Source organism: Gluconobacter cerevisiae, assembly GCF_015244675.1.
GTDB classification, from domain to species: Bacteria; Pseudomonadota; Alphaproteobacteria; order Acetobacterales; family Acetobacteraceae; genus Gluconobacter; species Gluconobacter cerevisiae.
The window spans coordinates 75078-94460 of record NZ_JABCQO010000002.1 but is presented as its reverse complement, the minus strand read 5'-3'; the positions used below and the strand labels follow the sequence as shown (position 1 = coordinate 94460).

Below are 19383 nucleotides of genomic sequence, written 5' to 3'. Positions count from 1 at the left end.
TTATCTTAAGACAGAGGGACAGAAATGACTGTGCGTATTTCCCAGAGAACCGGCAAGGAAGGAGACCGCTCCTGCGCGGAAACACACCTTCCGAAGACTGCGCCCGGGGAAAACATTACAGCTTTCTTTCCCATTCACCGTCTTGCCGATGCAGCCAGCGAAGGCCTGGCCATTCTGTATCAGGGCCGGATCATTGAAGCCAACAAGTCTCTTCTTTCCTGCATAGGAACCGATCTCCAAAATTTCCCTTCTCTCGAAAAAATCCTTCCCGAAGCCCTGAAAGTCCTGCCGGACAATCAGTACCATTCCGGCATTCTCGTAACACTTGAAGGACGTGCTCTTCCGGTCCAGTTCCGACTGACCCCCCTTCGCCAGAATGATAAAGACTGCATTGCTCTGGCTATCACGTTCTCCACTACAAATTCCGTTACAACCACCCTATCAGGTCGAGATGACGTTACGAATCTATGCAGTAAGGAAGAATTCGAAAAACATCTGAAAGAGTTCTTTGCCAATGATACGGGACAACATTCGGCAGGAATTCTTTTATACGTCAATATCAACCGTTTCCGCACCATCAACGAACGTTATGGCAGCAGGATTGCCAACGGCGTTCTGAATACAATAGGGCAACGAATTCGAACATTCCTGACCGAAGACTGCATTGTCGCACGACTTGGCGGAGACGAATTCGGCATTTTCTGCCCTTTCCCATACGAACATCCCGCACAGGCAACACGCTGGGCACAGATTACGCGGGATATTTTTCACACCTCGCTACCCGTGAACGGACATCGGATACACATAACAGCCAGTATCGGCTGTTGCCTTATTCCATTTGATACCTATCATTTTGAAACTGCATGCCATTACGCTGAACTCGCTCTGAACGAGGCACGGCGCCTTCAGTCTTCGGACTGGATCAGCTTCAACCCTGTCATGCAGGCAAATATCCAGCATCGCTGCGAAATGGAGCATGATCTGCGGCGAGCGCTCGAGACAGATCAGTTCTTTCTCGAATTCCAGCCTTTGATCTGCCTCAAAACAAACCGGGTTGAATGTGTCGAAGCCCTGCTGCGCTGGCAACACCCTGTCAGGGGCGTAATCGCTCCAAATGAATTTATCCCGGTCGCGGAAGACTGCAATCTCATTGTACCGATCGGTCGCTGGGTTCTGCTGGAAGCCTGTACTCAAGCCAGCAGACTGCCGCCTCATATCAGGGTAGCCATTAATATTTCCGCAGTTCAGTTCGCACATGACGACATGTACGCCGCCGTTATCCAGACACTCTTCCAAACAGGATTGGCCGCAGAAAGGCTCGAACTCGAACTGACAGAGAGCATATTTCTGGATGCCGTACAGCGCAATCTGGAGACTATGGGTAAAATCCGCTCTCTGGGCATCAAGATTGTTATGGATGATTTCGGGATTGGGTTTTCAAGTCTTAACTACCTACGCAGTTTTCCTTTTGACCGGATCAAGATCGACCGTTCTTTCATCCGTGACATGTTGAACGATCGACGGGCTCAGAGCATCGTCAGCGCCATCATGACACTGGGACATGCCATGTCGATGGAAGTTATCGCCGAAGGCGTAGAAACAACAGCTCAGCTCGATATGTTACGCCACACATCGTGCACCACTGCGCAGGGTTTTCTGATGGGCCGACCTGCCGCTCTCGCGGATTTGTCAGCCTACCCTGGAATGACTGACACTGCGATTACCGCTTCAAAGAGCGTCAAAATCTCCAGAGATCATCTTTCTTGATGCGCTTCTGATTTCCGCTCATCAGCAAGACGTTCTCGCCTGACGGCGCGGCGTGTTTCACGCAACAGCCGGTATTTCTCAACTGCGCTCAGAGTTGTCTTTTCCGTAAGGTCACAGCAGTCAGACTCCTGCGTCTTCGAAGAAATGTGAAACAGAGGCGTCTCCGTGTCCCTGCAAGATGCCATCATCTTTCCATTCAGACCATTTGATACGAACTGTAACTACCGTCCCATACCATGTCGAGATCTTTCGAAGAGCTCGTTTTCACATAACGAAATGTTCAATTTCGGAACAAACCCAGACAGACTCTCTGGACCAATCATGATTCCTTGTACTCCTGCTGCTCTCGCTGCCTGCATATCTGTAGGCTGATCACCAAATAGGACGCAGCACATGGGATCCAGTTCCCACCGCTGTAACAGATCAAGAATCATTCCTGGTTCCGGTTTGCGGTTCACACTATGCCCACGATATTGCTCGATTGCGGATTCAGGATGCATCGGACAATATCTCCAATCATCTATAGTTCCACCATATTCACGGATACTGTTCACGACCCAATCCATAAGCGTCATGAGATCATTTTCGGAATAAAATCCACGTGCGATCCCTGACTGATTGGTCACGATAAAAACGTGGTGACCGCTATCGCAAAACCGGGCGATGGCCTCACGTGCACCTGGCTCCCACTCAAAGCGCTCCCGCGTTCCAACCCATCCGAGATCCCGGTTAATAACCCCATCCCGATCCAGGAAAACGGCAGGACGACGCAGTCTTACCGACATCTCTCCCAAAATCTTTTCCAATGTGCTGGCATTTTCCGCCGAGTAAAAATCCCCCGTCAGAGAAAACCTCTGGAGATTTTGGTTTTCCACCAGTTTGGGAAGCACATCCGCTTCCAAAGAGCAGATTTCCGTCAGAACTTCGCAGATCTGCGCGTCAAAAAGGTACAATCCGGCATTGATCAGTTGTTGAACAGTCGGCTCAATATCATTGTAAGGTGATACGGAACCCCCGGTGGTACAACGCGTTTTCACCTGCACATCTCTGGGATGAGCATGCGGATCAGCCGGACGCAGCAGCATCCAATGACCCTTCCGGGCAACCGTTAGAAAACGCGCCAGATTACATGAAAACAGCGTGTTTGCAGAACACAGGAAAAACCTCTTTTGCAGATAAGGTTGAGCATGACGAAGGGCTCCTCCGGTCCCCACCTCATATGGTGCAACACTTATGCTAATCTTTGCGGCTCTGGGGAGGAAACCTCCGATATTTTCAATACCAGTCGCAATATCCTGTGAAATCCGGCTGGTCAGGAATACAAACTCCTCGACACCGAAACGCTGCATTTCTCGCATCAGCCACGCAAGAAATGGTTTGTCCCCACGAAGGGTGAGCGAAAGAGGCAAGCCGCGCGTAGCAGTATCTTCAAGTAAAATGACGCACTGACGAACCGTAACGCTGTACACAACACCACTCCCCCCTGACTCATTGTATCATGCGGGGCAAAGACCCAACCTTTTCCCAATGCCCCTTGCCCATCCCTCGGGGCTTACCTAAAACTTTAACATTAATATCGTTTGACAGACCGGCGTCTTTGTCGGCCGCCACAAATCTAGCTCGGACATATGAACACAGATTATACCATCTGGATCGACGTCGAAGACATTTTCCAGTATTTCGAAAACAACTCGCGCCCCAGCGGAATTCAGCGGCTTGTTTACGAAATCCTCCATGTCATCCGCAAACAGGCTGCAACCAAACCGGGTATGGGCAACATTGCCCTGATCCGGCGCGGACAGGACGAAACGCAGCTTTTCTCTACGGTTTCCTTCGACGATCTGGAAAATCTTTTCGCCGTCCGTGCCGATGAAAAAGTCGCACATGACAGCCGTCCGACACCGCAATCGCGCAGAACACCCAGTGCTTTCGTGCGGAATCTGCGCCACACCGTCATCAGACGCATTGAAAACCTGCCGCCAGAACTGGCACGCCCTCTGCTGACAATGGCTGTGAACCAGTTGCGCGCCCTGCGCCTGTTACACCGTTTCGTACAAAAGCAGTTGAAGCGCACTTCAGGAACAGGAGCCGCTCGGACACCGGCTGTAGTGCCGTCTTCGGCATCAGCATCCACGGCCAATCAACCAAAGCCCGGCGATATTTTCCTGATCCTCGGCGCGGCATGGTCGGAGCCCGGCTTCGGCGACCGTCTGGCCCGGATGCGCAAGGCCTACGGCATCCAACCTGTCCTGCTGCTGTCCGATCTCATTCCCGCCATCCGGCCGGAATGGTGTGCCCTGTCCCTGATCCGGGATTTCCGGCACTGGCTGGATACGACCCTCCCGCAGTGCGGGCGCCTGCTGGCCATCAGCCACGCTACGGCGAAAACCATTGATGACTATACCCGCAAGCACCGCCTGAAGCTGCTGGCCCCTGTGCAGACAGTGCCGATCGGTAGCGGCTTCGGACCGCCCCGCAAAGTGACAGGTGAGCGACCGAAAGGACTGCCTGCACCGGAGAGCTACGTTCTGTTCGTCTCCACGATCGAGGCACGCAAGAACCATATTCTGGCGTTCCGCGTCTGGCGTCGTCTGGTCGCTGATCTGCCTCCCGAGCAGGTGCCGACGCTCGTTTTCGCAGGCCGGGTCGGCTGGCTCGTCTCTGATCTCATGCAGCAGCTTGAAAATACCGACTGGCTGCGTGGCAAGATCCGTCTTCTGCGCGACCCGTCAGATGACGAACTGGCGCATCTGTATGACGGCTGCATGTTCACGCTTTTCCCGTCCCTGTTTGAAGGCTGGGGGCTCCCGGTTACGGAAAGCCTGATCAACGGCCGCCCTTGCGTGGCTTCGAACGCCACCTCCATCCCCGAAGCAGGCGGCCCGCTGTCGCGCTATTTCGACCCGGAGAATACCGACGACGCCTACCGCGTCGTCCGCGAGACGATCGAAGACCGCAAGGGCCTGACGAAATGGCAGGAGCAGGTCCGGACGCAGTTCAAACCCACACCTTGGGAGCATACTGCTGATGCCATTCTGGACGCCTGTCACGCAGCGCATGTGGACGGGAGAACGTCATGACCCTTTGGATTGACGTTGACGACCTGCTGTTCCACCTCGTCCATCATGGCCGTCCGAGCGGCATCCAACGTGTGGTGTTCGAGCTCTGCGCGGGCCTGCGGACCCTACACGGCCACAACGTCCAGTTCGTACGCCGCGGGGCGAACAAACACGATCCGCGCGATTTCCGCACCATCGACTGGTCGGTAGTCGACACGCTGCTACGGCAGGTCATGAAAGACAGCGGCGCCAAAGCCGCAAAAGCCTCGGCGCCGCTGTTTTCCGCCATGCAGTTCGCCGAGAACGAAACACACCGTCAGGCATTGACCGGCATCCTGCAAACGGAAGGACAGGTTCTGGGCGGACTGGCGAGCCTGTGGGCCGGGCTGGGACGACTGGTAGTCAACGAAGGCAAGGCGGCTCTGCGCCGCCAACGTCAGCAGTCAAGCACCGACGCCGCGCAGCACGCCGAAGGAACGCCCCTGGCGGAAGCTGTCGAGGCTGGGGACGTCTTCCTGACGCTGGGTTCTCCGTGGCATCACGAGAATTATGTTCAGACGGTCCGGTGGCTGCGTGATGAACTGCGGGTCTCCTTCGGGCTCCTGATGCATGATCTGGCTCCCATCCGCTGCCCGGAATGGTGCCATATCGGCGTGATTACGACGTTCCGGGCATGGCACCATGCCGTGCTGCCTCTGGCGGACGTCATCTTCGCCAACAGCCGCGCCACAGCGCAGGACGTCCAGTCCTATCTCGCGCAAGAGGGTATTGGTACGGACATTACAGTCCGGCACGTTCCCATGGGAACAGAGTTCGGACTAGCGGAAACCACCATGCCGATCGAACGTCTGGTGAGCGAGCCTTATGTGCTGTTCGTCTCCACGATCGAGGCCCGCAAGAACCATATGCTGCTCTTCCGCATCTGGCGGCAGATGCTGGAAGACATGCCCGTCGATCAGGTGCCAACACTGGTGTTCGCCGGGCGTCCGGGCTGGCTCGTTTCCGATCTCATGCAGCAGCTTGAGAATACGAAATGGCTGGATGGCAAAATCCGCTTCATCCAGAACCCGTCCGATGCCGAACTGCGACGCCTCTATTCCGATTGCAGCTTCTCGGTCTTCCCGTCCTTCTTTGAGGGCTGGGGGCTTCCGGTGACGGAAGGTCTGGCCATGGGGCGTCCCTGCATCGCCTCCAATACAACCTCCATTCCCGAGGCAGGCGGATCGCTCGGGCGTTACTTCAACCCCCGTAACCTTAACGAAGCCTATACCCTGATCCGTCAGGTCATCGACGATCCGGAAGATCTGACCACGTGGACCCAGAAGGTACGGAGCGAGTTCAAACCCGTTCCGTGGACCACTGGCGCAAAGGTCATCCTCGACGCCGTCCAGCGTTGAAAATCCTGCGCCTGTAAACGTGTCGGCCCCTGTGCATGAAACTTTCATGTACAGGGGCTTGAGTCAGGCCCGCAGATCACGCACATGCAGAACCCAGCAGTTCAGTCAGCATGGGGTCGTTCGCGCTCCCGTTGCAGCCCCGTCTTTCCGGCATTCCGAGGAGCGTTCCCTTTGAAAATCAACGGCATTTCCTATCGCAGCCTCTGGCGCCCGTCCGACGATGCCAGCAGCATCCGGATTTTTGACCAGACCCGCTTCCCTTGGGCTGTGGAGCTTCTGGAACTCCGGGACGTTGATGGCGTAGCCGAGGCCATTACGTCCATGCAGGTGCGCGGCGCCCCGCTGATCGGGGCCGTCGCAGCTTACGGACTGGTATTCGCCCTTCAGGACGATGCTTCCGACGATGCTCTGGACAAGGCCGCCACCTTCCTCGTCGCCACGCGCCCGACCGCCATCAACCTGCGCTGGGCCATTGAGCGCATGGTCAAACACCTCAAAGCTGTGTCGGAAGCCGGGCGTGTCGCCGCGGGCTATGCCGAAGCTGACGCCATCTGCGATGAGGACGTTCAGGTCAATGAATCCATCGGCCGTCACGGTCTGGAACTGATCCGCGAAATCTGGGAGCGCAAGGGCCGTCAGGGACAGGTGAATCTTCTGACGCACTGCAATGCCGGATGGATTGCCACCGTTGACTGGGGTACGGCACTCGCCCCGATCTACATGGCGCATGACGAAGGCATTCCCGTGCATGTGTGGGTGGATGAGACGCGCCCCCGCAATCAGGGCAGTCTCCTGACAGCGTGGGAACTCGGCAGCCATGGTGTTCCGCACACCGTCATCGCCGATAACGCAGGAGGCCACTACATGCAGGCCGGACATGTGGATATGGTCATCGTCGGCACGGACCGCGTCACGGCACAGGGCGATGTGGCCAACAAGATCGGCACCTATCTCAAGGCCTTGGCCGCACATGACAACAACGTGCCGTTCTGGGTCGCACTACCATCTTCGACGATCGACTGGCGCGTGCGTGACGGTGTGAAGGAAATCCCGATTGAGGAGCGCAGCCCGGATGAGGTGCTTTTCATGACGGGCCTCGACAGCCAGGGCGACGCCAGCCGCGTCCGCATCGCACCCCTTGGCAGCCCGGCCGCCAACCCGGCCTTCGACGTAACGCCAGCCCGCCTTGTGACGGGTCTCATCACGGAGCGCGGCCGCTGCGAGGCCAGCGAAGCCGGGCTGCGATCGCTATTTCCTGACACTCCATGAATTCTGAACAAAACTGCAAGGCATACGTTCCGCCGCTATGGTTTCGGATCATCCGGACGTTCCTTGCAGGAAACGCATTTCTGGGACTGACCGCGAGCGTCTTTATGCCCGCACTCTGCATCGGGTTCGGTATGGCCATAGACAATCCGGAGAGCGAGTCCCTCTACATCAAATGTATGCTGATCTATCTTGGCCTCTTGCCGATTGTCTGTATCGTCACGCTGACGTTTCTGTTCAGAACAAGACAAATGTCACTGATGCAGACACTATTCTGTGCCGGAATATTCACAGCTCTGCTGGGCTTCTGGTTCCCTCCCCTGAGCCTGCCTGTCATTCAGAAAACCTGCACAAAAATCAAGGCATGGCAGGCCGTGAACCTTCCACCAGCCAGCACCCGTCCTTGACGCTCTGTGTCACATGCCGTTCAAGATGAAGTCATGATGGGTACATGAGGATAACAGTGCCAAATTCGCATCTTTTCAGGCGAGCAGCTGCTACGGCCGCCCTGCTCGCACTGGCTGCATGTTCCAGCCAGCAGAGTGTCAGCCCGTATCCGGCCCGTACGCCGAACGCCCAGTATGCGAACGGAACCACTGGCCCGATCGGCTATAATCCCCACGTCCCGGATTTCGCCACCCGCAATTTCGAGCCGTTCAACCGGCAGGACGTCGCGGCCATCGCCTTGCGCGAATGGCGGATGTTCGGCTCCCCTGTCTCGGACGACAACCCAGAAGACCGCCCCGAACCCACGGACGCATCGCTGAAGCCCGAGCGCCTCCCCGGCCTGTGGCAGCGGATCGGCGAGTACTGGTGGATCGGACAGGACCCGTATGAAACGGAAGTCGGCTGGACGGGCAAAACGGATTCTCAGGGCACCCGTTTCGAGATCGAGCATGACGGCCATTATGCCTGGTCTGCCGCATTCATCTCGTATGTGATGCGTATTGCGGGCGCCAATGGACGCTTTCCGTATTCCCCCAATCATTCGACTTACATCAACGCTGCCGCCAGCGGACAGTCCAGCGGCGTAACGGCCCATGATCCCGGAACCTATGCCCCCAAGATCGGCGATCTGATTTGCGTCGGGCGCGGCAAGAGCAAGACCGTGACCTTCTCGATGCTGCCGACCAGCTACGGCTTTCCGGCCCATTGCGGCATTGTCTCCGCCACCAATCAAAATGCCCAGCCTTTCGGGCATGAGCTGAGCATTGTCGGCGGCAACGTGGATGATGCCGTGGCCCTCACTCATGTTCCCACGGACGCCAACGGCATGATCGCCGACAGTTCAGGGCACAGCTACGACAGCCGCTATCCGTGGTGCGCCGTGCTGGAAGTGCATTACGACGCGGATCAGGAACCCGACAGCGGCATGTAAGCCGACGGCAGGCCGCTGGAGCGCCAGCCCTTGCCGGGGCCATGCTGGTCTTCGAATCCGTCCACGATATTGCTGACATCCGCATAACCGGCGTTTTCCGCCAGAAGCGCGGCATGATGTGACCGCACGCCCGATCGGCACAGGAATAGCAGCGGAGTCTGCTGATCGGGAACAGCTTCGAGCAGGGCCTCAAGGAACTCGCGCTGAAGGTCCGGCTGCCAGGTCACGCACAGAAGCGGCGCAGTCATCGCATCCGCGTCGGGTAATCCCACATGCATCCATTCCGGCGGAGTGCGCACGTCCACCAGAACAGGCTGCGCATCGTTTGCAGAGACCGTTTCATGCTTTTTTTCAAGCATGTCCCACGCCTGCCTTGCTGTCAGAACCTTCATGCTCTTTCTCATCCTTTCAAAACGCGTTCTATAATTCACCCAGCACGGGCCAGCACAGGAGTTACCGTATGACCGACCTCTCTCCGAACCGCCAGGATGCCACGATCGGATGGCAGTCCGCCTCTCCGGGTATGACCGCAGCGATCGGGGGCACGCCCCTTATCCGCCTTGAACGCGCGTCCGAGGAAACCGGCTGCAATATCTACGGCAAAGCCGAGTTCATGAACCCCGGAGGCTCCGTAAAGGACCGCGCGGCTCTTGCGATCATCAATGATGCCCTGAAAAGCGGTGCTCTGAAACCCGGCGGCACGGTCGTGGAGGGCACGGCCGGCAATACGGGAATCGGCCTGACGCTGGTCGCCCATGCGGTAGGCTGCAAGGCCGTGATCGTCGTGCCGGAAACACAGAGCCGCGAGAAGCTGGACTTTCTGCGCATGATCGGCGCGGATCTGCGTCTTGTCCCCGCCAAGCCTTATCGTGATCCGGGCAATTACGTCCATGTCTCGCGTCGTCTGGCCGAAGAGATCGGCGGGTTCTGGGCCAACCAGTTCGACAACACCGCCAACCGCGAAGGCCACCGCGCCACTACGGCCCGTGAAATCTGGGAACAGACGGGGGGAAAAATTGACGCCTTCACCTGCGCCTGCGGCACGGGCGGAACACTGGCTGGAATCGCATTGGGCCTGCGCGATCAGGCCGCAGCAGCCGGAAAGACCGCACCGCGCGTCGTTCTCGCCGATCCGGAAGGTTCCGCGCTTTATGGCTGGGTGAAGTCCAACGACCTCACCATCACTGGGGGTTCGATTACCGAAGGAATCGGTCAGGGCCGCGTGACCGCCAATCTGGAAGGCTCGGCACCCGATGACGCCGAACGCATTCCCGATGCCGAGGCGCTGGAGCAGATTTTCTCGCTGACCTCGAACGAAGGTCTCTCGGTCGGTGGCTCGTCCGGCATCAATGTCGCTGCGGCAATCCGCACCGCACGCCGTCTTGGACCCGGACATACGATTGTTACAATTCTGTGCGACGGTGGCGCCCGATATCAGTCCAAGCTGTTCAACCCGGAGTTCCTGCGTGCGAAAAACCTGCCTGTCCCGCCCTGGCTGGCCTGACATCGCCGCAGTGCCGTCCCTTATCAGGGGCGGCACAAGCAGTCCGAACGGGGTCACAGCATTCCTGAAAGGCCTCTGGTCATGAGCACGGAAACACTGCCCCATCTTCTGGTCGTGGACGATGACCGCGAAATCCGCGAACTGCTGAGCCAGTTTCTTGAGCGCAACCATTTCCGCGTCACGGCGGCCCGTGACGCCCGCGAAGCGCGCAAGGCCTGGGCAAACGGACATTATCAGCTCGTGGTGCTGGATCTGATGCTGCCCGGCGAGAGCGGTCTGGAAGTCGCGCGCTGGCTGCGCTCGCAGGACAATGTCCCCATCATCATGCTCACCGCCATGAGCGACGAAACCGACCGGATCATCGGCCTCGAATTCGGCGCGGACGATTACGTCGCCAAGCCCTTCAACCCGCGCGAACTGCTCGCCCGGATCCGCGCGGTGCTGCGCCGGACAATCGACGTTGAAGACAAGCGGCAAGTTGCCGATACCCGCAAAATCCACTTCGCGGGCTGGTGCCTCGATCCCGTCCGCCGTCGCCTGCTGAACCCGGACGGTGCGGAAGTCTCCCTCACGGGCGGCGAGTACGACCTGCTGATGGCGCTGCTGGAACGCGCCAATCGCGTGCTGACGCGCGACATGCTTCTGGAACTGCTACGGGGCCGTCAGGCCGGGCCGTTCGACCGGGCCATTGACGTCGCGGTCAGCCGCCTGCGTCGCAAGCTCGAAGACGACGGCCGCAATGCTCAGGTCATCAAAACGGTGCGTGGCGGGGGCTATGTCCTCGCAGCGGAAGTCGAGCGTCTCTGATCGGAATGCACATCCTTCCACGATCTCTCGTCACGCGCACCAGCCTTCTGCTGATCGTGGGACTTGCCATAGTGGAAGCCGCCGGGCTGGTCATCCACGCGCTGGATCGTTTCGATCTTGCAGAGCGCAGTCAGATCCATGAGGAACAGGTTCAGGTCTTCTCGATCTACCGCACGGTCGCGGAGGCCAGCCCCGCCGACCGTCGCGACGCAATCGAAGACCTGCACATTCCCTCCAACGTCACGGTCCTGCTTCTCAAGCAGCCAGACCCGTTGATCGAGGGGCATGAAATCCCTCTCCCGCCGAAAATGTCCTCTCCTTTCCTGCATCATCCACATGACGGCTTTCCGCCACCGGGCATGATGTACGAGAACGGGGCCCACTCCGGTCCAGACATGCCTCCACGCATGGGACCACCGGGCTTTCCAGAGCCCGGCATGGGCGGGCCAGATTTCCACATGCCTCCCGGCTCTCTCGGTGCGCCTCCCGGTGTACCTTTGGGTGGTGGCTTCATGGGAGGCGGTCCGCGCTTTCCGGAAACCATGCACCGTCACGACATGCCGCCTTTCGTACGATGGGCGCTCCTGCCTTCGTCGCTCTATCCGCGCAAGGTCCTGATCGGCCAGAAGCTGCGCACCCACTCCACCTCGATTCTCCTGCCGGACCGGGATTGCTGGATCGTCGTCCGGTTCGTCACACCACTGCCCAATCCGTTCGGGTCACCAACTTTCCTAATTGCGTTCCTCGTCATGTCCATTGCCGGCAGTGCGATGATCGTCTGGGCCACGCGGCGGCTGATCGCCCCCGTCACGACGCTCGCCAACGCCGCCGAAGCGCTGGGCCGGGACGTCAACACCGCAGCCCTGCCCGAAAACGGTCCCTCCGAAATCCGGCGCGCGGCCATTGCCTTCAATACGATGGCCACGCGCATCCGCCGTTTCGTGACGGACCGCACGCTCATGTTGACCGCCATTGGTCATGATCTGCGCACCCCCATCACGCGCCTGAAGCTGCGGGCCGAATTCATCGACGATGACGCGCTGCGCAACAAGGTACTGGCCGATCTGGACGAGATGGAAGCCATGGTCTCCGCCACGCTGGCTTTCGGACGCGATAGTGCCTCTGCCGAACCCATCGTCACGCTGGATCTGCGCGCCCTGCTCCAGACCATCATGGACGAAGCCGCCGAGAGCCTGCCGGACAAGGCGGAAGACCTGTTTTACGAACCCCCCACCGTCCCCGTCCGCATCAAGGCCCGCTCGGTCGCGCTGAAACGTGCCCTGAACAACCTGATCCTCAATGCCCTGAAATATGGCGGGGACGCCCATGTCACCCTCATTCCGGCCACCCGACCGGGCGAGAAAGGCAATACGGTCCGTATCCTGATCGAGGACAATGGCCCCGGTCTGCCCGAAAACGAGTTGGAGCGTGTGTTCGAACCCTTCGTGCGGATTGAAAGCAGCCGCAACCGCGAAACCGGCGGAACCGGCCTCGGTCTGGCCATCGCCCGCACCATCCTGCACGGTCAGGGCGGGGATGTCCGCCTTGAAAACCGGACCGGCGGGGGCTTACGCGTCATCGTCACGCTGGCCCCGTAAGCAGAACATGGACAGAGCCGCGCCTTGATCAATGGCGCGCTCCTCCCCATGCTAGGGGCTTCTCCCATTTCTGATCAGGTCTTTTCCATGAAACAGCGTGAACTTGGCCGCACCGGCATTGCCGTCAGCGAAATCTGCCTCGGCACCATGACCTTCGGTCAGCAGAATACCGAAACCGAGGGTCACGCCCAGCTCGACATGGCGTTGGACCACGGCATCAATTTCATCGACACCGCCGAACTCTATTCCATCCCGCCCCGTGCCGATACGCAGGGATCAACCGAAACCATTATCGGAAGCTGGCTGAAAGCACGCGGCGGCCGTGATCGTCTCGTCATTGCCAGCAAGGTTGTCGGCCGCACGGCCATGCCGTGGTTCCGCCCTAACGGCGAGGAAGCACGCCTCACCCCGCGCCAGATCCGCTATGCGCTCGAAGGCTCCCTGCATCGCCTCGGCACTGATTACATCGACCTCTACCAGCTCCACTGGCCCGACCGGAAAGTGGGCCTGTTCGGCGAAGGCGGCACGACCTTCCGCGACCTGCCAGAAGACTCCGCCGTTCCTTTCGAGGATACGCTCGGCGTGCTCGGCGATCTCTTGAATGAAGGCAAGATCCGCCATGTCGGCCTCTCCAACGAGACCGCTTGGGGCGTCTCGAAATTTCTGGAAGCCTCCCGCACGGGCCTGCCGCGCGTCGCCTCCATCCAGAACGCCTATAACCTGATCAACCGGACCTTCGAGATCGGCCTTGCCGAGATGGCGCTGCACGAGAAGGTCGGACTGCTGGCGTATTCCCCGCTCGCACAAGGCTATCTGACTGGAAAATATCTGAACGGCGCGCGCCCCGCTGGTGCCCGCACCACACTGTTCGATCGCGGCCAGCGCTACCAGAAGCCCGGCGTTGACGACGCCATCACGGCCTATCACGCCCTCGCCCGCGAGGAAGGGATCGACCCTACCCAACTCGCGATCGCGTTCGTCACCTCACGCCCGTTCGTGACGTCCAACATCATCGGCGCCACCAGCGTCGATCAGCTCCGTACCATTCTCGGTGCAACGGATGTCATCATCACGCCCGAGTTGGAAGAGAAGATCAACGCCATCCATCAGGTGCACTCCAACCCGGCGCCCTGAAGACAGCACATCTGGCATCGGGGGCACTCCCGATGCCGACCGCCCTCAGACCTTGATCAGGCGCGCGGCAAAGAAGCCGTCCATGCCGCCAAGTTCGCTCCACAGGCCCGGATGGGTGCGGAACATCCCGTCCCATGTCCGGGCAACGGCCATATCGGCCAGTTCCGCTTCCGAAAACGGATCGAACTTCCAGCCACCGCGCGCAATCGCTGCCTTGATCCGCTCCGGACCTTCCTCGTCCTGAAGCGAGCAGACAGCATAAAGCAGCACGCCACCCGGCTTGAGCATCTCACGCGCCGCATCGATCAGCACATCCTGACCTTCCGCCAGAGCCGTCACGTCCCGCGGACGCTTGATCCACAACACATCCGGATGACGACGCAGGGTGCCCGTCGCGGAACATGGCGCGTCGAGCAGAACCATGTCCACCGGCGCGTCTGGACGCCATGTTGCGGCATCCGCCACAACCGTCTTCGCCGACAGCTTCAGGCGCGCGATATTGTCTTCAAGCCGTTGCGCGCGCGTTTCCTCACGCTCGACCGCCACGACATGCGCCCCAGCCGTTGCAAGCTGGGCCGTCTTGCCACCCGGCGCCGCACAGAGATCCACGACGCTCTTGCCCGACACATCGCCCATCAACTTCACCGGCATGGTCGCCGCCACGTCCTGCGCCCAGAACGCGCCGTCCTCGAAGCCTTCCAGCGTCGTGATGCGCGTCCCGGCCGGATAACGGACGGACCCTGTCGGCAACAGCTCGCCACCTTCCGGTGCGACGGCTCCCGGACGCAGCGTCAGATCCAGCGGTGCTTCACGATGCAACCCGCGCGAAATCGCCCGTGCCCGCTTGCCCCATGCACTCCACAACCAGGGCGGCACATCCAGCCGGTCCTCATCCAAACCATCCAGAAGCTCTTGCCCTTCCCGCGCCACGCGACGAAGCACGGCATTGGCCAGCCCCGCAAACGGCGCCAGACCGCGACGACGCAGAAGGTCCACGATCGTCCCGACAGCCGCATGAGGCGGCGTTTCAAGATGCAGCAACTGCGCCACGCCCATCAGCAACGCGCAACGCACCGGCTCGGGCGGTTCGCGGCGCAGCAGCGGCTGAAGCAGTTCGGTCATGCTGCCAAGATGACGCAATGTCGTCGCCGCCAGACGATGGGCCGAAGCCCGATCCCGCGGGTCCAGTCCCTGTCCCGCGCGATCCAGCGTCGTCTCCAGCATCCGGCGATGCTCGATCACGCCACAGACAATATCGAACGCAAGATCCCGCGTCGGGTCCGGGGCAGGACGATGCTGCGGCGTACGACCACTTTGGGGACGACGTGGTCCACCATTCCGGGTTCCGGAGGCCGGATTGCGGGGAGGCTTGTTGGATGGGGGCTGGGTCATGACAGGCTATCGATCTCTCGCATCCTGCCGAAATCGCATCTTGCGGCCACGGACGCAATGGCGTCTTCTCCCGACATGTCCGATCTTATTGCCCAAAACCTCGCCGCCATCCGTCATCGTATCGCTCAGGCCTGCGAAAAAGCCGGGCGCGCAGAGGCGGACGTGTCTCTCGTGGCCGTCAGCAAGTTCCACCCGATCGAGAGCGTCGAAGCCGCGCTGAAAGCCGGTCAGCGCCTGTTCGGCGAAAACCGCGTGCAGGAAGCCACCTCCAAATTTCCGCAGCTTCGCGAACACTTCCCGGACCTGCGCCTGCACATCATCGGCGGCCTTCAGACCAACAAAGCCCTAGAAGCCTGTCAGATCGCGGACGTGATCGAGAGTCTTGACCGCCCGTCTTTGTCAGACGCCATCGAGAAAGCCGCACAGAAAACAGGCCGTCTCCCCGAGCTTCTCGTTCAGGTCAATACAGGTGACGAACCGCAAAAATCCGGCATTCCCCGCGAAGAAGCCGATGCGTTCATCGAAACCTCTCTTGAAAAATTTGGCCCGAAAATCCGTGGCCTGATGTGTATCCCCCCTGAGGATGAAGACCCCGCGCCCCATTTCCACTTCCTGCGCAGAGCTGCCGAACGCCACGGACTTCCGGTGCTCTCGATGGGCATGTCCGCGGATTTTGAAACCGCCATTGCCGAAAACGCGACGCTCGTCCGGGTGGGAACCGCCATTTTCGGAAGCCGTCCCGTGCCACAATCCTGACGCATGGCTTGCGTCTGTCGCAGAAATCTTGTCATGAGGGGAAGTTGCCGTGATGTGGAGCGCGCTTGACGAGTGCTGCGACAGGAGATGACGGCACTCTACTGACGCCCGTAAATGGAACCAGCAATGCCTGAACATGACGGTGACCGCGCCTCAAACCCTCCTCATGGCGTAGGGATTCCCAACGACTCCGGCGACATCGTCCAAACGATCGAGCAGGCCCGTTCGGAAGGCCATACCCACGAAATCGGCGGCGAAGACGACGGCTCCAGCCACAAGCGCCCCGCCGGCATGGGTGCGCTGCTTACGGTTCTGGGTGTGGTTTACGGCGACATCGGCACAAGCCCGCTCTATGCGCTGCAATCCTCCGTCAGCATTGTCAGTTCCCCCAAGGCCCCCGCCCAGCCTTGGGAAATCATGGGACTTGCGAGCCTGACGTTCTGGGCGCTGATGCTCATCGTGACGTTCAAATACGTCATTCTCATCATGCGGGCTGATCATGATGGCGAAGGCGGCATCATCGCCCTCATGTCTCTGGCCCAGCGCGTCTGCAAGTCGCAGCATTTTCGATGGCTGTTCGGTCTTGTGGGCATTGCGGGCACCTGCCTGTTCTTTGGTGACAGCATCATCACGCCCGCCATTTCGGTGCTTTCGGCTGTAGAGGGCATCGAAACCTCCGTGCCCTCGGCAAGCCACATCATCATTCCGCTGGCCATCATCGTGCTGATCGGCCTGTTCTCGGTTCAGGTTCTGGGAACCGGCAAGATCGGCAAGGCTTTCGGGCCGATCATGGTCATCTGGTTCGCGGTTCTCGCCATTCTCGGCGTCAAGGGCATCTTCCTCTACCCCCATATTCTGCTTGCCCTGTCCCCGACTTTCGCGCTCGAATTCATCATCATGCACGGCTATCTGTCGTTCATCGCACTTGGTTCGGTCGTCCTGTCCGTCACCGGTGCGGAGGCGCTTTATGCCGATATGGGCCATTTCGGGCGCGCCCCGATCCGCAAGGCCTGGCTGTTCTTCGTCCTGCCGTCCCTGACACTGAACTATTTCGGACAGGCCGCGCTGCTGATCCATAATCCGCATGCCCTGTCCAACCCGTTCTATCTGCTGGTGCCCCATTGGGCACAAATCCCGATGCTGATCCTTGCGACCTTCGCAACCGTGATCGCCTCGCAGGCGGGCATCTCTGGCAGCTTCTCGCTGTGCCGTCAGCTCATCCAGCTCGGCTACCTGCCCCGCACCCGCATCATGCACACCAATGCGTCGGAAGAAGCGCAGATCTATCTGCCGTCGCTGAACTGGATTCTGGCCTTCGGCGCGCTGGTTCTGGTGCTGTCGTTCCGCACGTCCTCGGCCTTGGCCGCAGCCTACGGCATCGCCGTAACGGGAACATTCCTGTGCACCTGCGTCCTGGCCATGGTGGTGTTCCGCCGCGTCTTCAAATGGAAGACCGCTACGGTTGCGATCGTCTTCGGCTTCTTCTTCATCGTAGACAGCATTTTCTTCTCGGCAAACGTGCTCAAGATCCCCGATGGCGGCTGGGTCCCGCTCGCGATCGGCATCATCAGCACCATCATCATGACCACCTGGAAGCGCGGACGCAGCCTCATCGCCGCCCGCCAGCAGGCGGATTCCATGCCGATGGGCTCTTTCCTCGCGCGTCTGCCGCAATCCCGCACGATCCGTGTTCCCGGTCTGGCCGTCTTCCTGACCGCCAACCCCGATATCGTGCCGAACTCGCTGCTGCATAACCTCAAGCACAACAAGGTCCTGCACGATCACATCCTGTTCGTGACGGTCCAGAACCTCGACCAGCCGGAAGCCGAGCGCGGCCACCGCGCCATCGTTCAGGAACTGGCCCCCAACATTCACCGCGTCATCGTCCGCTACGGCTTCATGGAGATGCCCAATCTCCCCCGCGCCCTTCTGGAACTGAACGCGCTCGGCGTGGCGTTCGACGCCATTCAGGCGTCCTACTTCACGTCGCATGAACTCGTCGTACGCTCCCGCGTGCCGAAGATGCAGCTCTGGCGCATGTGGATCTTCCTCCTGCTCCAGCGCAATGCGGCCTCCACGACCGAGTTTCTGCGCATCCCGCCTGACCGCGTGGTGGAATTCGGCGTCCGGATCGCCATTTGACGTCCCGTCCTTTGGCCAAGCCACTTTCCCTCTACATCCACTGGCCGTTCTGTCTGGCGAAGTGCCCCTACTGCGATTTCAACTCCCATGTCCGGGAGGTGATTCCGCAGCAGCGCTTTGCCGCAGCCCTGCGCCGTGAACTGGCCCACGACGCCGCCCGCCTGACCCGCAATCGCGTCAAACGTCCCCTGCGTTCGATCTTTTTCGGTGGGGGCACCCCGTCGCTCATGGCCCCCGAAACCGTCGCAGCCCTGATCGAAGACGCGCATCGCCTGTTCGATGCCGAAAACGATCTGGAAATCACGCTCGAAGCCAACCCGACCAGCGTTGAGGCCGAAAAATTCGCGGCGTTCCGTCAGGCCGGGGTCAACCGCGTCTCGCTCGGCGTGCAGAGCCTGCGGGACGATGCGCTGCACAAGCTTGGCCGCGAACACTCCGCCACGCAGGCCATCCGCGCGCTCGAAACCGCCCGAACCCTGTTCCCGCGCATTTCTTTCGACCTGATCTACGCCCGCCCCGGCCAGAGCGACGCCGACTGGACGGACGAACTGACCACAGCGCTCGACCTCGTGGCCGATCACCTGTCGCTGTACCAGCTCACCATCGAACCCGGCACCAAGTTCGAAGCCATGCACCGGCGTGGCGAACTCACCTTGCCCGACGAAGACACCGCCGCACGCCTCTATGACCTGACCGGCGACATCGCCGCCCGTCACGGCCTCCTGCCCTATGAAGTCTCGAACTACGCCCGTCCAGGCGCCGAGAGCCGCCATAACCTGACCTACTGGCGCTATGCGGATTATATCGGCATCGGCCCCGGCGCTCATGGACGCCTCACGCTGGACGGCGAGCTTTACGCCACCCGCCGTCACCGTGCGCCCGAACCCTGGGCCGAACGGGTTGAAAAAACCGGCTCCGGTAGTACCGAAGAAACCCTTCTCACGCCGGAAGAAAAAGGCCGCGAAGCCCTGTTGATGGGCCTGCGCCTGTCTGAAGGGATCAACGAAGCCCAGTTCGCCGCTCGCACGGGCCGCGCGCTTCTGGACTGTGTGGACCCGGACCTACTCGAAGCCTGCATCGAGGAAAACTACCTTGAACGGGACAGCGGTATCCTGCGCGCGACCGGCGAAGGACGGCTTCGTCTTGAAGCGATACTGGCGCGCCTCGTCACTTGAGGGCATGA

At 59.9% G+C, this 19383-nt stretch carries 16 protein-coding genes; 13 read left to right on the top strand and 3 right to left on the bottom strand.

Annotated features, from left to right (window positions below; translation table 11 throughout):
• Window positions 1-24: 24 nt before the first annotated feature.
• Window positions 25-1767 (top strand): putative bifunctional diguanylate cyclase/phosphodiesterase, encoded by a 1743-nt coding sequence (locus tag HKD21_RS03265; protein WP_194254186.1) that lies wholly within the window; start codon window positions 25-27, stop codon window positions 1765-1767.
• A 221-nt stretch (window positions 1768-1988) separates the two neighbouring features.
• Here HKD21_RS03265 and HKD21_RS14355 read toward each other — a convergent pair whose 3' ends face one another.
• On the bottom strand, window positions 1989-3236 hold the full coding sequence (locus HKD21_RS14355) for an HAD-IIIA family hydrolase (protein WP_322782896.1): 1248 nt from the start codon (window positions 3234-3236) through the stop codon (window positions 1989-1991).
• Window positions 3237-3395: 159 nt separating this feature from the next.
• On the opposite strand from HKD21_RS14355, the gene HKD21_RS03255 reads away from it, so the two are divergent.
• From HKD21_RS03255 to HKD21_RS03235, 5 genes are all read left to right on the top strand, one after another.
• The gene (locus HKD21_RS03255) at window positions 3396-4847 is read left to right on the top strand and encodes a glycosyltransferase (RefSeq protein ID WP_194254185.1); all 1452 of its coding nucleotides are present in this window, start codon (window positions 3396-3398) and stop codon (window positions 4845-4847) included.
• Window positions 4844-6223, top strand: coding sequence for a glycosyltransferase family 4 protein (locus tag HKD21_RS03250; RefSeq protein WP_194254184.1), 1380 nt, complete (start codon window positions 4844-4846; stop codon window positions 6221-6223). The genes HKD21_RS03255 and HKD21_RS03250 overlap by 4 nt, the downstream gene beginning before the upstream one ends.
• Before the next feature lie 171 nt (window positions 6224-6394).
• A complete protein-coding gene (gene mtnA, locus HKD21_RS03245; RefSeq protein ID WP_194254183.1) occupies window positions 6395-7492 on the top strand; it encodes an S-methyl-5-thioribose-1-phosphate isomerase in 1098 nt (365 codons plus the stop codon).
• Window positions 7489-7896 (top strand): hypothetical protein, encoded by a 408-nt coding sequence (locus tag HKD21_RS03240; protein WP_194254182.1) that lies wholly within the window; start codon window positions 7489-7491, stop codon window positions 7894-7896. The genes mtnA and HKD21_RS03240 overlap by 4 nt, the downstream gene beginning before the upstream one ends.
• A 44-nt stretch (window positions 7897-7940) precedes the next feature.
• Window positions 7941-8867, top strand: coding sequence for a DUF2272 domain-containing protein (locus HKD21_RS03235; protein WP_228120888.1), 927 nt, complete (start codon window positions 7941-7943; stop codon window positions 8865-8867).
• Here HKD21_RS03235 and HKD21_RS03230 read toward each other — a convergent pair.
• The gene (locus HKD21_RS03230; protein ID WP_194254181.1) at window positions 8843-9259 is read right to left on the bottom strand and encodes a rhodanese-like domain-containing protein; all 417 of its coding nucleotides are present in this window, start codon (window positions 9257-9259) and stop codon (window positions 8843-8845) included. The genes HKD21_RS03235 and HKD21_RS03230 overlap by 25 nt on opposite strands.
• A gap of 131 nt (window positions 9260-9390) precedes the next feature.
• Between HKD21_RS03230 and HKD21_RS03225 the strand changes: the two genes are divergently transcribed.
• The 4 genes from HKD21_RS03225 (at window position 9391) to HKD21_RS03210 (ending at window position 13910) form a co-directional block, all read left to right on the top strand.
• Window positions 9391-10371 carry a cysteine synthase A gene (locus HKD21_RS03225; RefSeq protein ID WP_228120957.1) on the top strand — a complete coding sequence of 327 codons (981 nt, stop codon included), beginning with the start codon at window positions 9391-9393 and terminating at the stop codon, window positions 10369-10371.
• 81 nt (window positions 10372-10452) lie between these two features.
• Window positions 10453-11178 (top strand): response regulator, encoded by a 726-nt coding sequence (locus HKD21_RS03220; protein ID WP_194254179.1) that lies wholly within the window; start codon window positions 10453-10455, stop codon window positions 11176-11178.
• A gap of 5 nt (window positions 11179-11183) precedes the next feature.
• Window positions 11184-12776, top strand: coding sequence for an ATP-binding protein (locus HKD21_RS03215; protein WP_194254178.1), 1593 nt, complete (start codon window positions 11184-11186; stop codon window positions 12774-12776).
• A gap of 87 nt (window positions 12777-12863) precedes the next feature.
• Window positions 12864-13910, top strand: a complete 1047-nt coding sequence (locus HKD21_RS03210; RefSeq protein ID WP_194254177.1) for an aldo/keto reductase — start codon at window positions 12864-12866, stop codon at window positions 13908-13910.
• Between the two features lie 45 nt (window positions 13911-13955).
• On the opposite strand, the gene HKD21_RS03205 is transcribed toward HKD21_RS03210, so the two are convergent.
• A complete protein-coding gene (locus HKD21_RS03205) occupies window positions 13956-15302 on the bottom strand; it encodes an RsmB/NOP family class I SAM-dependent RNA methyltransferase (RefSeq protein ID WP_194254176.1) in 1347 nt (448 codons plus the stop codon).
• A 75-nt stretch (window positions 15303-15377) separates the two neighbouring features.
• Here HKD21_RS03205 and HKD21_RS03200 point away from each other — a divergent pair, with 75 nt between their 5' ends.
• From HKD21_RS03200 to hemW, 3 genes are all read left to right on the top strand, one after another.
• Entirely contained in the window at window positions 15378-16058 is a 681-nt protein-coding gene (locus tag HKD21_RS03200) for a YggS family pyridoxal phosphate-dependent enzyme (RefSeq protein WP_194254175.1), read from the top strand.
• 114 nt (window positions 16059-16172) lie between these two features.
• Complete coding sequence (locus tag HKD21_RS03195) at window positions 16173-18200, top strand: potassium transporter Kup (RefSeq protein ID WP_194254174.1); 2028 nt, start codon at window positions 16173-16175, stop codon at window positions 18198-18200.
• An 11-nt stretch (window positions 18201-18211) separates the two neighbouring features.
• Window positions 18212-19375 carry a radical SAM family heme chaperone HemW gene (gene hemW, locus HKD21_RS03190; protein ID WP_194254457.1) on the top strand — a complete coding sequence of 388 codons (1164 nt, stop codon included), beginning with the start codon at window positions 18212-18214 and terminating at the stop codon, window positions 19373-19375.
• Window positions 19376-19383 lie beyond the last annotated feature (8 nt).

Bases quoted from the DNA above. Each gene is read 5' to 3' on its own strand.
- HKD21_RS03265 (WP_194254186.1), top strand. From the start codon at position 25: ATGACTGTGCGTATTTCCCAGAGAACCGGCAAGGAAGGAGACCGCTCC.
- HKD21_RS03255 (WP_194254185.1), top strand. From the start codon at position 3,396: ATGAACACAGATTATACCATCTGGATCGACGTCGAAGACATTTTCCAG.
- HKD21_RS03250 (WP_194254184.1), top strand. From the start codon at position 4,844: ATGACCCTTTGGATTGACGTTGACGACCTGCTGTTCCACCTCGTCCAT.
- HKD21_RS03240 (WP_194254182.1), top strand. From the start codon at position 7,489: ATGAATTCTGAACAAAACTGCAAGGCATACGTTCCGCCGCTATGGTTT.
- HKD21_RS03235 (WP_228120888.1), top strand. From the start codon at position 7,941: ATGAGGATAACAGTGCCAAATTCGCATCTTTTCAGGCGAGCAGCTGCT.
- HKD21_RS03230 (WP_194254181.1), bottom strand. From the start codon at position 9,259: ATGAAGGTTCTGACAGCAAGGCAGGCGTGGGACATGCTTGAAAAAAAG.
- HKD21_RS03225 (WP_228120957.1), top strand. From the start codon at position 9,391: ATGACCGCAGCGATCGGGGGCACGCCCCTTATCCGCCTTGAACGCGCG.
- HKD21_RS03220 (WP_194254179.1), top strand. From the start codon at position 10,453: ATGAGCACGGAAACACTGCCCCATCTTCTGGTCGTGGACGATGACCGC.
- HKD21_RS03215 (WP_194254178.1), top strand. From the start codon at position 11,184: ATGCACATCCTTCCACGATCTCTCGTCACGCGCACCAGCCTTCTGCTG.
- HKD21_RS03210 (WP_194254177.1), top strand. From the start codon at position 12,864: ATGAAACAGCGTGAACTTGGCCGCACCGGCATTGCCGTCAGCGAAATC.
- HKD21_RS03205 (WP_194254176.1), bottom strand. From the start codon at position 15,302: ATGACCCAGCCCCCATCCAACAAGCCTCCCCGCAATCCGGCCTCCGGA.
- HKD21_RS03200 (WP_194254175.1), top strand. From the start codon at position 15,378: ATGTCCGATCTTATTGCCCAAAACCTCGCCGCCATCCGTCATCGTATC.
- HKD21_RS03195 (WP_194254174.1), top strand. From the start codon at position 16,173: ATGGAACCAGCAATGCCTGAACATGACGGTGACCGCGCCTCAAACCCT.